This window comes from Cryobacterium gelidum (assembly GCF_004403985.1).
GTDB classification, from domain to species: Bacteria; Actinomycetota; Actinomycetes; order Actinomycetales; family Microbacteriaceae; genus Cryobacterium; species Cryobacterium gelidum.
The window spans coordinates 228,432-241,832 of record NZ_SOHL01000027.1; the positions used below are offsets into that span (position 1 = coordinate 228,432).

The window sequence follows — 13,401 nt, forward strand, 5'->3', positions numbered from 1 at the left end:
TTTCTTACCAGGTGGAAGGGAGGTCAGGCGGGGTCGCACCTGAAGGAACCGCCCGGTACTTTTTCAACACCTGACTCATGATCTCCTGGAAGACCGGAGCCGGTGCGGCCGACGTGTTCAGTTTAACAGGGTCGGCGATGCTCACCGAAACGACATACTGTGCATCGTCCGCCGGAGCGTACCCGGACACCGACACCAAATACCCGTCGGAGTATCCGCCCTTACCGTCCGGCATCTGGGCGGTTCCGGTCTTGGCAGCCACGCGGTAGCCAGGAATATTCCACTTGCTGGCCACCCAGCTCTTCTGGTACACCATCTCGAGCACGTCACTGGTTTCGTGCGCCGCCGTCTCGGACAGCACCCGGGTACCGGTCACGTCGGGCACCTCGGTCATGGTGCCGTCGGATTGCCGGCACCCCTCCACCAACTGCACCGGCATGCGCACGCCGTCGTTGGCGATGGTCTGGTAGATGCTCGCAATCTGCAATGCGCTCGTGGTCAGGCCCTGACCAAACATGGTCGCGTAGTTGGTCTGGCTGTCCCAGTCGTCGACCGCGTGCAGTATTCCGCCGTCCTCGCGCGGAAAACCGGTCTCGGTCGCGGTGCCCACACCGAATGCTTTCATGTAGTCGAAGCGCTGCTGTTTGGTGAGCAGTTCACCGAACTTGGACATGCCGGTGTTGCTCGAGTCGATCAGCACGCCGGTGAGAGTCATACGCTGGTCGGGGTGTTGATGGCTGTCATTGATGTTCGCGCCGTTGGCCGGCAGATACCGGTAGGGCACGACGATGCCGGTGTCGAGCGTGGCCACCCCGGCGTCGAGCACGGATGCCGCGGTGAGCGCTTTAAAGGTCGAGCCGGGTTCGAAGGACTGGGTGAAGGCGCGGGAGCCGCGATCCTCCGGGTTCTTGGTACCGCCGACATTGTTCGGGTCGACCGAGGGATAGTCGGCCACAGCCAGTAGCTTGCCGCTCTTGGCATCCTGCACGACCGCCGTCGCCCACGCTGCCCCGGTCTCCTGCGCCCGTGCGGCGAGGGTCTGCTGCACGAACCATTGCAGGTCGGAGTCGATGGTCGTCACGACATCGCCGCCGTCGACGGCCTCGCTGCTCGTGACGCTGCTACCCGGAATGCGCACGCCGTCGGCACCCTTTTCGTAAGTCTCCGAACCGTTGGTTGAGGCCAGGCAGGTTTCCTGCCCGGATTCGAGGCCAGCCTGCGGCACGCCCTCCCCCGACAGAAAGCCGAGCACGTTGCCGGCGACGGCCCCATTCGGGTAGACCCGGCTGGGACTTTTCTCGGAGTAGGTCCAGGGAATGTGCAGGTCTTGCACTGCGCGCAACACGTCGACGTCGACCTTCTTCGCGATGTAGGCAAAGTTCGTTTTAGCATTCGCCTTCAGGGCGGTCGAGATCGTCGACAGAATGGCGTCACCGCTTTGGCCGGTCGCTGCGCCGATTTCGGCGGCGGCTTCGGCCACCGAAATTTCGATTTTCTTGCCATTGACGGTGCGCTTGAACGGTGTCGCATTCACCGGGGACATGGTGATATTGAAGCGCATGACCGTTCCGGCCAGCACGACACCGTTGGTGTCCACGATCTCGCCGCGTGAACCGTAGACCACCTGGCCGACCGAGCGGTTTCCCACGGAGTCGGCGGTGAGCGAATCGGCCTGCACGACCTGAATGTCGACCAGGCGCACCAGGAACACGGCGATCACGGCGAACAGCACGACGATGGTGAAAAAGGTGCGTCGGCGGCTGGACCGGGATTTAGTCGGATTGTTGTCTCCGGCACTGCTGTTGCGCACGCTCATCTGCCCATTCTGGTCGACTCCGGGGAACTATCGGGTAGTGGGCGCCGCGAGTCCCGCGGGCACGACCGGAGCGCTGGTGATTGCGACGGCGCCAGCCTTGGCCGCCGCGTCGTCCGGAAGCTGCGTCAGCGGGGTGCTGCCGGTCAACAGGGCGTTGGGTACCAGGCTGGCCGCTCCGGCCTGGGAACCCGACGCCGAGGACGGAGCGCCCAAAACAGCACCGTCGGAGAGCCGCAGGTAGACCGGATTGGAGTTGCTGACCATGCCCAATCCTTCGGCATTGGCGGCAAGGCTCTGCGGGGAGGACACCCGAACGAGGTCTTCATTCAAACTGGCCGCGGTGCGCCCGAGGTCTGCCTGGTTCGATTGCAGGCTCGAAATCTCATAGGCGCCCTGGGAGATGCCCACACTCAGCAGCAGTTGGGCGACGATGATGGCGGCTATGCCGGCTACCGAGGTGAGCGCGTAGAAGATGCGCGGGCGGGCCCGACTGCTCGGGGCGGGCGAGACGAGGCGGAACCCACGGCGTTCCGGAGTCGGAGCATCGAACTGGTCGCTGTCAAGTGAAAACGGTGCGCGTGCCAGGTTGTCGCTCATGCGGTGGCCCTTCTCAGTCGTTCAGCGGCGCGCAGCCTGACCGGCGTGGCACGGGGGTTGAGAGCTTTTTCTTCGTCGGAGGCAAGTTCGGCGCCACGCAGCAGAAGGGTGAACAGTGGCTTGTGTTCGGGCAGCTCGACCGGAAGTCCGGCGGGAGCTGTGGAACCGGATGCGGCGGCGAAGGCCCGCTTGACGATGCGGTCCTCGAGCGACTGGTAGGCCATGACGACGATGCGGCCGCCGACGGCTACCCGGTCGAGCGCGGCGGGAATGGCCCGTTCGAGCACGGCCAGCTCCTGGTTGACCTCGATGCGCAGCGCCTGGAACACCCGCTTGGCCGGGTGGCCGAGACGCTGGATGGCGACCGGGGTGGCCTTGGTGATCACGTCGACCAGTTGCGCCGATCGCACGAACGGAGTCAGTTCGCGGGCTTCAACGATGGCCTTGGCGTAGCGTGCGGACAGTTTCTCTTCGCCGTAGTCCTGGAAGATGCGCCGGAGATCATGCTCACTGTAATCGGCGAGGATGCTCTCGGCGGTGAGGCCGGCTGTACCGTCCATGCGCATATCGAGAGGAGCATCCTTCGAGTACGAGAAGCCGCGTTCGACCCGGTCAATTTGTAGCGACGAGACGCCGAGGTCGAAAAGTACGCCGGCGACTTCGCTGATACCGAGGCCATCGAGGGCCTCGCCGATGCCGTCGTAGACGGTGTGTACGAGGTGTACCCGGTCGCCGAAGTCCTTGAGTCGTTCCTCGGCAATGGCGAGGGCCTCGGTGTCGCGGTCGAGGCCGACAAGGGTCAGTTCGGGGAAGCGTGACAGGATCGCTTCCGCGTGTCCGCCCATGCCGAGTGTCGCGTCGACGAGCACGGCGCCGGGCCGGGCGAGCGCGGGTGCGAGTAGCTCGACGCAGCGTTCGAGCAATACCGGGGTGTGAATTTCGTTACCAGCCATAATGCCGGGATAGTCCGTGACGCCTGATTCCCCTCCATTTCGTCCTGGCACCGGGGAAGTGTGTCAGGGCAAAAACGGCTGGGAGTCAGGCGCCAAGGGCTAGAAGAGTCCCGGAATCACCTCCTCCGTCGTGTTGGCGAACGAGGTCTCCTGCTCGGCGAGGTACGTGGCCCACGCTTCGCTGTCCCAAATCTCGACTCGGCTGCCAGCACCGATGACGGTCAGTTCCCGGTCAAGCCCCGCATAGCTGCGGAGGTTGCCGGGGATGGTGACGCGGTTTTGTTTGTCCGGTGTTTCCGAACTCGCACCCGACAGAAAAACCCGGAGGTAATCACGAGCTTGCTTGCTCGTGACCGGCGCCTGGCGGATCTTGTCGTGCAGGATTTCGAATTCCCGGGTGCTGAACACGTAGATGCAGTGTTCCTGCCCGCGAGTCATCACCACACCGGTGGAGAGTTCGTCCCGAAACTTGGCGGGAAGAATGATGCGCCCTTTTTCGTCGAGCCGGGGGGCATAGGTGCCAAGAAACAAGCATCACCCCTTTCTTCCGGCCAGATTCAGGTCTGGCTCCACTTTACTCCACCTTGAACCACGAAATCTAGAAAATCGAGGCTATTCTGCAAAAAAATGTCTCGTCAACCCCGGATTTACGGGTCAACATCACGTGGAGGGAAATGGAGCATGATCTGTCAGAACGACTGCTTTCGGCCCGTTTTCGAGCACAAAAAAGGGCCGATCAAATGATCGGCCCTGTGCGGCTGCAAATTATGGAGTTATTGGCGCCCGGTGGAGGGTCTGGATTGTCCTTCGGGTCCGGGGTGCAGCCGAGCATTCGCACTACTGAACATCAGCAACACTGAACGTCAGCAACAATGAAAATCAGCAACATTGAGCACTAGCGATATGAGCATCGGCGATACCGACCGTTCGCGCTATTGACCGTCCTGGCGGCGGTCCCACCGGTCGTTCAGTCGTTCCATGAAGCCCTGGTTGGACTTGGCCTGCGCCGGGCGACGGCCGGCTGCGGATGGGCCGGGAACGGCGCGGATGGCTTTGCCGGGCGTGACCGCGATGAGCACACCACCGAACATGACGATGAACCCCAGAATGCCGAGCCACAGCTGTGCGATGGCGACGCCCGTAATGAGGGCGACGATGCCGGCGACGGCGAGCAAGACGCCGATTGCGATCGAACGATAGTTCGGGCGCATTCGCGATGCTCCAACGCTGGCGACGAAGTCGGCATCGTTGTGATAGAGGCTGCGCTCCATCTCTTCAAGGAGTCGCTGCTCCTGTTCCGAAAGCGGCATCTCATTCCCTCCAGTTACGGGATCGAGCGGGTGGGGTGATAAATCCGAGCAGGACGGCTCGAACTCCATAATTCTAACCCCGCCGTGGTGGCTAGGCTATACGGGTGCCTGAAAGCAAACGCCTGGTCGACTTGGTTCAATCTCGTATCGACGACTACCTCATGTCTCGTGCTCCAATTGTGACCCTGATCAGCTCCGATCTAACTCCCCTTATTGACTACTCACGGCAGTTTCTCAGCGGTGGAAAGCGCTTTCGAGCTCAATTTTGTTACTGGGGTGCACAGAGCGTTCTCGCGTCCGATTTCGCTCCGGAAACGGGGCAGGAAGCGAGCCCGGAGTCGGTCAGCAAAGCGGCGGGAGAACGAACGAACTCTGCAGCCGGTGCGGCCGACGAAGCCATGGCATCCGCCGGCCTGGAAGCCGGCGCGGTAGGGTTGGCGGCCGTTGTATCGACGGCCAGCGCACTGGAGATTTTTCATGCGGCTGCCCTCGTGCACGACGACATTATTGACAATTCCGACACGCGACGGGGTGCTCCGAGCGCCCACAAGCTGTTCGAAAGTTTGCACACGCGTGAGGGCTGGGCCGGCGACCCGCTCTCGTTCGGTCGGGCGTCAGCGATTCTGCTCGGCGATCTACTGCTCGGCTGGAGCGATGAGCTGCTCGACGAGGGCCTCCATGGACTCGCCGATCTCGCCGCGGCCCGACGCGCCCGACTCGAGTTCAACCATATGCGCACCGAGGTCACAGCCGGGCAGTACCTCGACATTCTCGAAGAACGCGCGTGGCTGGCCCAGCCGGAAGCGGAGCTGCTCGATCGGGCTCTCCGGGTGATCGTGTTCAAATCAGCTAAGTACAGCGTTCAGGCTCCCCTTGTGATCGGAGCAGCGCTGGCCGGCGCCACGGCCGCCCAGCTGGACGCGCTGCGTACTTTCGGCTTGCCACTGGGCATGGCGTACCAGCTGCGCGACGACCTGCTCGGGGTATTCGGCGACGCTGCGGTGACCGGCAAGCCGAGTGGCGACGATCTGACCGAGGGCAAGCGCACGGTGTTGATCGCGCTGGCGCGGGAGCGTCTGGACGACACCGACAGAGCCTCGCTCGACGCACAGCTCGGCGACCCAACGCTCGACGCCGCACAGATTCGTACGTTGCAGCAGCTCATCACCGACAGTGGCGCCGTCGACCGGGTCGAGGCGCTTATCGAATCGCAGGTTGCGCAGGCTTTAGCGGCACTTCAGACCGCACCCATCACTGCCGAGGCCAAGCAGAAGCTGCGGGATTTGACCGATCGGGTGACGCACCGGGCGTTCTGATCGGCACGCGTTCTTTTGAAGCAAGGCCCGTTCAGGCCACAGTCGGCTGAGCCAAAGCCGGTTAAGCCAGGGCCTGGGCAACCCGACGCACTTCGGCCTTGCGGCCGGCGCGGAGGGCTTCGATCGGCGGCACGCCGAGGCTGTCGTCGATCTCGAGCAGCCAGGTCATGGCCTGCATGTCCGTGAAGCCGTCGTCGGCCAGAACGAACAGCGTGCCACGGAGTTCCGGAACGGGAGCACCATCACGTAGGAAGAGTGAGGGGACCATCGAAACGTTGTCCCGCCGAATAGCCAGCAGGTACTTGTCGTCGATCAGATGCCGCACGCGACTCTGGCTCATTCCGAGCAGGTTGACCAGGGCAGGGATAGTAAGCCACTCGGGCTCTAAAGACACATCGCTCACTCCCTCAGCTTCCCATGAATCGGGGCCACGGCAAAACCTCCAGCCGCTTAATTATCTTGATCAGAGCTTTTTCGTGCTGACCGTTCGATTGACTCCCCTGCATTACTATGAAAACCTCATAGTGGGGATTGCCCCACACTGCACGTTGCTGTACGAATTCTCTGCACACAGTGACCGTGTGCGCACAATGAATGGAGCACCATGTCGTCCAAGGTGAGTACAAAAACGACGGATGCCGCCGCGCTAGGCGCGTCGGTTCCCGAGGCAGGGAGCGTTGTCGCATTGTCCGGTGCCGGTTCTTCCACTCGGCTGGCGAAGAAGACCAGCGACCGACGCTCCAGTCCGGCATTGCTGACGGTACCCATCGTGCTCGTGAGTACGCTCGCGATCAGCCTCAACCTGGCGGCGCCGGTTCACGCCCAGGCCCTGACGAAGAAACCGCTCGAGTCGAAGCTCGCCGAGACCACTCCCGCGTTGGCGGTGGCCGCGGTAGCCGCCGTGCAGAGTGCGCCGGCCCAGTATTCGGTCGTGGATGGCGACTCCGTGAGCGCAATCGCCGCGCGGTTCGGTTTGACGACGTCGGCCGTGCTGGCGCTGAACGGTCTCGATTCCCAGGCGTTGATCTTTGCGGGTCAGGTTTTGGCCTTGGCTCAGACGGCGGCGCCGGCGCCGGCGCCATCCGCTGCCAACGCACCGAACGCCTACACGGTGCAGAGTGGCGACACCCTGAGTGGCATCGCGGCCGCCCACGGCCTGAAAACCGCCGATGTTCAAGGAGCCAACGGCCTCACCGCGAGTGACGTCATTCACCCGGGTCAGATCGTCCTTCTTACCGAGACCCCGGTGTTGGAATCGTTGGCGTACATCGCGCCGGTAGCGCACGTTGCCACGGCAGTCGCCCACACCATCGCCTCTGGCGAGACCATCACCACCGTGGCCAGCGCAGCCGGGGTGAGCGTGCAGGCCGTGCTCGACGCCAACGGCCTCGGCTGGTCGAGCATCATCTACCCAGGACAGGTTCTGGTTCTGCCGTTGCCGCCGGCATCCGTTCCGGCCGTCGTCGCACCCGCCCGCGCGCCGGATGCGATCGCATCGGCCGGTGTGGTGACTCCGATGTCTGAAGAGATGCGGCAGAACGCCCAGACGATCGTGTCGGTCGGTCGGGACGCCGGTGTGAACCATGCCGGTCTCGTCGTGGCACTGGCCGCGGCGGCCCAGGAATCAGGGCTGCGCAACGTGGACTACGGCGACCGGGATTCCCTCGGACTGTTCCAACAGCGGCCGAGCGCCGGCTGGGGCACCCCCGAGCAGATTATGGACCCGGTGCGGGCCAGCCGCGCCTTCTTCGGTGGCGCGAGCAACCCGAACCCAAACGTGACCCGAGGGCTGCTCGATATCGCTGGCTGGGAGTCGATGACCGTGACTCAGGCTGCGCAGGCCGTGCAGATTTCGGCGTTCCCCGACTACTACGCGAAATGGGAAACGTCGGCGCGCGCCTGGATCAGCCAAATCGGGTAGGCCGGTCGCCCGCCCGATCAGGGCGGCCGGGCCACGGGGTCACCGATCAGGATGGCGCCCTGTGCGCGCCGCGTGCCGGTGCCGCCACCGAATTCCGTAGAATCAAGGAGTGAGCGTTCCCTCGACCGACCCGATGATCGGCCGTCTTATCGACGGCCGGTATCAAGTGCGCTCGCGCATCGCGCGCGGCGGCATGGCCACGGTCTACCTCGCCACCGACTTGCGCCTCGAACGCCGGGTTGCGATCAAGATCATGCACGGCCATCTCGCCGACGACAGCGCGTTCAAGATCCGGTTTATCCAGGAGGCCAGATCGGCAGCCCGACTGGCTCACCCCAACGTTGTGAACGTGTTCGACCAGGGCCAGGACGCCGACATGGCCTATCTCGTCATGGAATATCTACCCGGCATCACCCTGCGTGACCTGCTCAAGGATTACGGCCGACTCACAGCTGAGCAAACCCTCGATATTCTCGAAGCCGTGCTCAGCGGGCTCGCGGCCGCCCACAAGGCGGGCATCGTGCACCGCGACGTCAAGCCAGAGAACGTGCTGCTTGCCGACGACGGCCGCATCAAGATCAGCGACTTCGGTCTGGCGCGCGCGGTCAACAACAATACGGCGACCGGCCAAGCCCTGCTCGGCACCATCGCCTATCTCTCCCCCGAACTCGTCACCCGCGGTATCGCCGATGCGCGCAGCGACATCTATGCACTCGGCATCATGGCTTTCGAAATGCTCACCGGCGAGCAGCCCTATGTAGGCGAAGCTCCGATGCAGATCGCCTACCAGCACGCCAACGACACCGTGCCGATGCCGAGCAGCAAGGTCGTCTCCGTTCCCCGCGAACTCGACGAACTCGTACTCTGGGCCACCGCCCGTGACCCCGAGGACCGTCCTCGTGACGCCCGGGCCATGCTCGACCAGCTGCACGACGTGAGCGCACTCGTGCGCGGCGGTACCGAAGAACTGGCTCTGCAGCAGACGATGGTATTGCCCGCCAACCTGCGCACCGACGCCAAAGCACTAGCAGACGCCGAAACGCAGGTACTCGGCGCCAGACTCGCTCCCACCAAACCTCCCGCCGCGACACTGCTGGGTATGCACCCGGTCGGCACCGGCCCGATAGGCCCGCCCGACAGTGGCGATCTATTGACCAAGAAAGCCGACAAGCGCAAGCGTCGCGGCTTTTGGCTGTTCGCCCTTGTCATCGTCATTGCCGTCGCCCTCGGCGGAACCGGCTGGTACTTCGGATCCGGCCCGGGATCCGACGTCATGGTGCCCGACTTCGTGTCGGCCTCCCCCGAAGCCGCCTCGTCTGAGCTGACCGAACTCGGTCTCACACCCGAACCGAGCGGCGCCTTCAGTGCCACCATCGCCGAGGGTCTCGTCATCGGTACCGATCCGAATGCGGGCAGCCGCGTACCCCAGGACAGCACCGTCAGGGTCATCGTCTCCCAGGGCCTCCAGCCCATCACGCTGCCTAAATTGGCCGGGGCGACGCAGGCGGACGCATCCGCTGCCATCACCGAACTGAACGCCGTGGTCGGCAGTATCGACCCGGTCTTTAACGGCGAGGTGCCGGAAGGCACCGTCCTCTCGGCAAGCAAGGAATCCGACGGCGCCGACGTCTCGGCGGGCGGCGAATACTTCGAGGGCCTGACCGTGAACCTCGTCGTGTCACTCGGGGTCATTCCCAACGTCGATGGCAAGACCGTGGCTGCAGCCACCGACATCCTGGTCGGCAAGAACCTTCTCGTGGTCTCCGGCGAGCAGACCTTCAGTGACACGGTCGATGAGGGCGACGTCATCACCGCTCGGGTACCTGAGGGCACCGTACGCGAGGGCGCCACGCTCACCCTCGTCATTTCCCGCGGTCCCGAGCCGGTCACCGTGCCCAATGTCATCGGCATGTCCTGGAGTGACGGCAAGAAGGCCTTGACCGCGCTCGGCTTCAAACTGAGCTACAACCCCGGCGCAGACGCCATCGCCGCCCTCCTCAGCGTCGCATCGACGGATCCCGTCGCTGGCACCTCCGCCACCAAGGGCAGCACCATCACGATCAAGCCGACGAATCCCTTCGCCTAGTCAGTTCTCTCTCCCGCTGCTCACCCGCCGATCTCGACGGGTCGATCAGCCGTGGCGCGAGAGGAAGACGCGGCCAGAGGCCGCCAAGACATTCCGCCGGTCGAAACCTAGAGGCCGCCACAGGAACGAGCGGACGGCCTCCGCGGGCTAACGAGCCGCGAGCTCCTCGGCTACCAGGAAGGCGAGCTCGAGGGACTGCATGTGGTTCAGACGCGGGTCGCACAGCGACTCGTAGCGGGTCGCCAGGGCGGCCTCGTCGATGTGCTCGGAACCGCCGAGGCATTCGGTAACGTCATCGCCGGTGAGTTCAACGTGGATTCCGCCAGGGTGCGTCCCCACCGCGCGGTGCGCCTCGAAGAAGCCCTTGACCTCGTCGACGACGTCATCGAAACGACGCGTCTTGTAGCCGGTCGGTGTGGTGACGCCGTTGCCGTGCATCGGGTCGGTCACCCACAGCGGCGTCGCTTCGCTGGCCTTGATGGCCTCGAGCAGCGGCGGCAGGGCATCCCGCACCTTGCCGGCACCCATGCGGGTGATGAAGGTCAGGCGGCCCGGTTCGCGGTTCGGGTCGAGCTTGTCGACGAGGCGCAGCATGTCATCGGCCGACGTTGTCGGGCCGAGCTTGACGCCGATCGGGTTGCGCACCCGCGACAGGAAGTCCACGTGAGCGCCATCGAGGTCACGAGTGCGTTCCCCGATCCAGATGAAGTGTGCCGAGGTGTTGTACGGCGTTCCGGTGCGGGAGTCGATGCGGGTCATCGGGCGCTCGTAGTCCATCAGCAGGCCCTCGTGGCTGGTGTAGAACTCCGTTCGGCGCATCGCCTCGAAGTCCGCGCCGCAGGCGATCATGAATTTGATCGCGCGATCAATCTCCTTGGCCACCTTCTCGTACTGCTGGTTGGCCGGGTTGGCGGCGAAGCCCTGATTCCAGCTGTGCACCTGGCGCAGGTCGGCGAAGCCACCCTGCGTGAACGCACGAATCAGATTGAGGGTCGATGCCGACGTGTGGTAGGCCTTGACGAGCCGGTCCGGGTCGGCCTCGCGCGACTCGGGCGTGAACGGGTAGCCGTTGACGATATCGCCGCGGTACGCCGGAAGCGTGACATCGCCGCGGGTCTCGAAGTCGCTCGAGCGGGGCTTGGCGAACTGGCCGGCCATGCGCCCCATCTTGATCACCGGCATCGACGCACCGTAGGTGAGCACGACGGCCATCTGCAGCACGGTCTTGACTCGATTGCGAATCTGATCGGCCGTGGCGCCGCTGAACGTCTCGGCGCAGTCGCCCCCCTGCAGCAGAAAACCCTGCCCGCCAGCGGCCTGAGCGAGCCGGTCGCGCAGAATGTCGACCTCACCGGCGAAGACCAGCGGCGGCTGCGTCGCCAGCTCAGCGGATGCGGCCGCCACCTTGGCCGCATCGGGCCAAGTCGGCTGCTGCTTGATCGGCAGGGTGCGCCAGTGGTCGAGACCCGTGATGACAGAGGCTTCTGCGGCAACGATGGGCTCGGTGGGGTCTACCACGGGATGGTTCCTGTTTTCTGTACTGGACCGGCAACTCGCACCGATCCGAAATGGATGAGATGTGTCACGCGCAATGCGCAGACAGCACTTCAGGCAGCCTATCGCGAAAGGCTGGCCCGCTTCTCCTTGACCGAGGAGGCGTAGACGTCGACGTACTCCTGCGTGCTGAGTCGCTGTAACTCATACATGAGCTCATCGGTGACACTGCGTAGAACGAATCGGTCGCCCTCCATCCCCTCGAACCGGGTGAAGTCCAGTGGTTTACCGATGACAATGCCGATGCGACGCACCCGCGGAATCCGTGTGCCGGTCGGCATGGCTTTCTCGGTGTCGATCATCGCCACCGGAATGACCGTCACGCCCGATTCCAACACCATGCGGGCCACACCGGTGCGGCCGCGATACAGGCGGGCGTCGGGGCTGCGGGTGCCCTCCGGATAGATACCGAGGATGCGCCCCTCGCCGAGAACCCGCAATCCGGTGTTGAGCGAATCCTCCGAGGCTTTGCCGCCCGATCGGTCGATGGGCAGCTGCCCGGCCGCGGTGAGAAACTGGCGCGTCGCCCAGCCTTTGAGACCCTTGCCGGTGAAATAGTCGCTCTTGGCGAGAAAAGCCACGCGGCGCGGCACGACGAGTGGCAGAAAAACCGAGTCGATGAATGACAGGTGATTGCTGGCAAGAATGACCGGGCCGGTCTTGGGTATGTTCTCCAGCCCGATGATCCAAGGGCGAAAGAGCGAGAGCAGCAGCGGGCCGATGACGATGTTCTTCATGATCCAATAGAACATGCGCACTCCTTTATCCGGCTCTGAAAGCTTAGTCCGCTGACACGAGTTGAGCGGATGCCGCGCGCAGGCCGCGCACATCCGCCTTCTGCCGGTCAGCGCACCGCGTGCAGCCGGGCGAGGTCGGCCGCACCGACGACACCCGCGTCGTTGACCAGCTGGGCGATGGCGAACTCCGCCTCCGGGTGGTAGCCGCGGGCGGGCAGATGGTCGAGGTACGCAGCGCGAATCGGCTCGAGCAGCAGGTCACCGGCGGCGGCCACTCCCCCGCCGAACACGAACACCTGCGGGTCGAGGACGGCACCGAGGCTCGCACAGGCCTGGCCGAGAGCGCCGCCGAGCTGGCGCAGGGCCGCAAGGGCGCCGCCGTCCCCGTCTTGAATCAGTCGACCGACGTCTTTGCCGGTGAGTTTGCCGCGCCGTTCGCGGGTGGCGGCCAGGCCCAGCCCCACGCCGCCGGCATCCGCAAATTCGTTGGCGATGCGCAGCAGTGCCCGACCGGAACCGTACTGCTCCAGGCAGCCGTGAGCACCGCAGCCGCACGGAAGCCCATCGGGCACGACCCGCAGGTGGCCCAATTCGGCGCCCGCGCCGAATCCGCCGCGGAACAGAGCGTTGTTGGTGACGATGGCCCCGCCGACACCGGTACCGATGGTGAGGGTGACCATGTCGGAATACGCACGGCCGGCGCCGAAACGAAATTCGGCCCACCCGGCGGCGTTGGCATCGTTCTCGATGATGATCGGCAGGTGCAGCCGAGCCTCGAGCTTGTCGCGGAACGGCTCATTGCGCCAACTGATGTTCGGTGCGTAATAGACAGTCGACTGGTCGGCATCGATGAAGCCGGCAGCGGCGACTCCCGCCGCGACGACGTCTTCGCCCGCACTGAGGCCCTGAATCATCGCGACGACCGTGTCCTCGATTTCGCGCGGGTTGCCGGGGGTGGTCGGCTGTCGATCCGAGCGGATGATGGTGCCCGCCTCGTCGACGAGCGCCCCGGCAATCTTGGTGCCCCCAATATCGATACCAATGGCGTGCACGGGGCACCTTTCTTTCGGGGCATGTGGGGAGCGGCGCCTCTCAGCCGAACGGCTGGGCA

Annotated in this window: 12 protein-coding genes; 3 read left to right on the forward strand and 9 right to left on the reverse strand. The window is 64.3% G+C overall.

Going from position 1 to position 13,401, the window contains the following annotated elements:
• Positions 1 to 4: 4 nt before the first annotated feature.
• From E3T50_RS14145 to E3T50_RS14165, 5 genes are all read right to left on the reverse strand, one after another.
• A complete protein-coding gene (locus E3T50_RS14145) occupies positions 5 to 1,816 on the reverse strand; it encodes a peptidoglycan D,D-transpeptidase FtsI family protein (RefSeq protein ID WP_134552757.1) in 1,812 nt (603 codons plus the stop codon).
• A gap of 27 nt (positions 1,817 to 1,843) precedes the next feature.
• Complete coding sequence (gene ftsL / locus E3T50_RS14150) at positions 1,844 to 2,413, reverse strand: cell division protein FtsL (protein WP_134552759.1); 570 nt, start codon at positions 2,411 to 2,413, stop codon at positions 1,844 to 1,846.
• Positions 2,410 to 3,366, reverse strand: coding sequence for a 16S rRNA (cytosine(1402)-N(4))-methyltransferase RsmH (gene rsmH, locus E3T50_RS14155; protein WP_134462977.1), 957 nt, complete (start codon positions 3,364 to 3,366; stop codon positions 2,410 to 2,412). The genes ftsL and rsmH overlap by 4 nt, the downstream gene beginning before the upstream one ends.
• A gap of 99 nt (positions 3,367 to 3,465) precedes the next feature.
• On the reverse strand, positions 3,466 to 3,897 hold the full coding sequence (mraZ, locus tag E3T50_RS14160; RefSeq protein ID WP_134552761.1) for a division/cell wall cluster transcriptional repressor MraZ: 432 nt from the start codon (positions 3,895 to 3,897) through the stop codon (positions 3,466 to 3,468).
• 401 nt (positions 3,898 to 4,298) lie between these two features.
• Positions 4,299 to 4,676, reverse strand: a complete 378-nt coding sequence (locus E3T50_RS14165; RefSeq protein ID WP_134552763.1) for a DUF3040 domain-containing protein — start codon at positions 4,674 to 4,676, stop codon at positions 4,299 to 4,301.
• Positions 4,677 to 4,780: 104 nt separating this feature from the next.
• On the opposite strand from E3T50_RS14165, the gene E3T50_RS14170 reads away from it, so the two are divergent.
• Positions 4,781 to 5,992, forward strand: coding sequence for a polyprenyl synthetase family protein (locus E3T50_RS14170; protein WP_134552765.1), 1,212 nt, complete (start codon positions 4,781 to 4,783; stop codon positions 5,990 to 5,992).
• Between the two features lie 61 nt (positions 5,993 to 6,053).
• Here the strand turns inward: E3T50_RS14170 and E3T50_RS14175 are convergent, their stop codons facing one another.
• A complete protein-coding gene (locus tag E3T50_RS14175; protein ID WP_420898732.1) occupies positions 6,054 to 6,386 on the reverse strand; it encodes an Rv2175c family DNA-binding protein in 333 nt (110 codons plus the stop codon).
• 210 nt (positions 6,387 to 6,596) lie between these two features.
• On the opposite strand from E3T50_RS14175, the gene E3T50_RS14180 reads away from it, so the two are divergent.
• Both E3T50_RS14180 and pknB read left to right on the forward strand, forming a co-directional pair.
• On the forward strand, positions 6,597 to 7,913 hold the full coding sequence (locus E3T50_RS14180; RefSeq protein ID WP_134552769.1) for a lytic transglycosylase: 1,317 nt from the start codon (positions 6,597 to 6,599) through the stop codon (positions 7,911 to 7,913).
• A 133-nt stretch (positions 7,914 to 8,046) separates the two neighbouring features.
• The gene (gene pknB / locus E3T50_RS14185) at positions 8,047 to 9,999 is read left to right on the forward strand and encodes a Stk1 family PASTA domain-containing Ser/Thr kinase (protein WP_420898738.1); all 1,953 of its coding nucleotides are present in this window, start codon (positions 8,047 to 8,049) and stop codon (positions 9,997 to 9,999) included.
• Between the two features lie 147 nt (positions 10,000 to 10,146).
• Here the strand turns inward: pknB and E3T50_RS14190 are convergent, their stop codons facing one another.
• From E3T50_RS14190 to E3T50_RS14200, 3 genes are all read right to left on the reverse strand, one after another.
• Complete coding sequence (locus tag E3T50_RS14190; RefSeq protein WP_134552773.1) at positions 10,147 to 11,517, reverse strand: class II 3-deoxy-7-phosphoheptulonate synthase; 1,371 nt, start codon at positions 11,515 to 11,517, stop codon at positions 10,147 to 10,149.
• A 98-nt stretch (positions 11,518 to 11,615) separates the two neighbouring features.
• Positions 11,616 to 12,305 (reverse strand): lysophospholipid acyltransferase family protein, encoded by a 690-nt coding sequence (locus E3T50_RS14195; protein ID WP_134552775.1) that lies wholly within the window; start codon positions 12,303 to 12,305, stop codon positions 11,616 to 11,618.
• A 92-nt stretch (positions 12,306 to 12,397) separates the two neighbouring features.
• Positions 12,398 to 13,342 (reverse strand): ROK family glucokinase, encoded by a 945-nt coding sequence (locus E3T50_RS14200; protein ID WP_134552777.1) that lies wholly within the window; start codon positions 13,340 to 13,342, stop codon positions 12,398 to 12,400.
• Positions 13,343 to 13,401 lie beyond the last annotated feature (59 nt).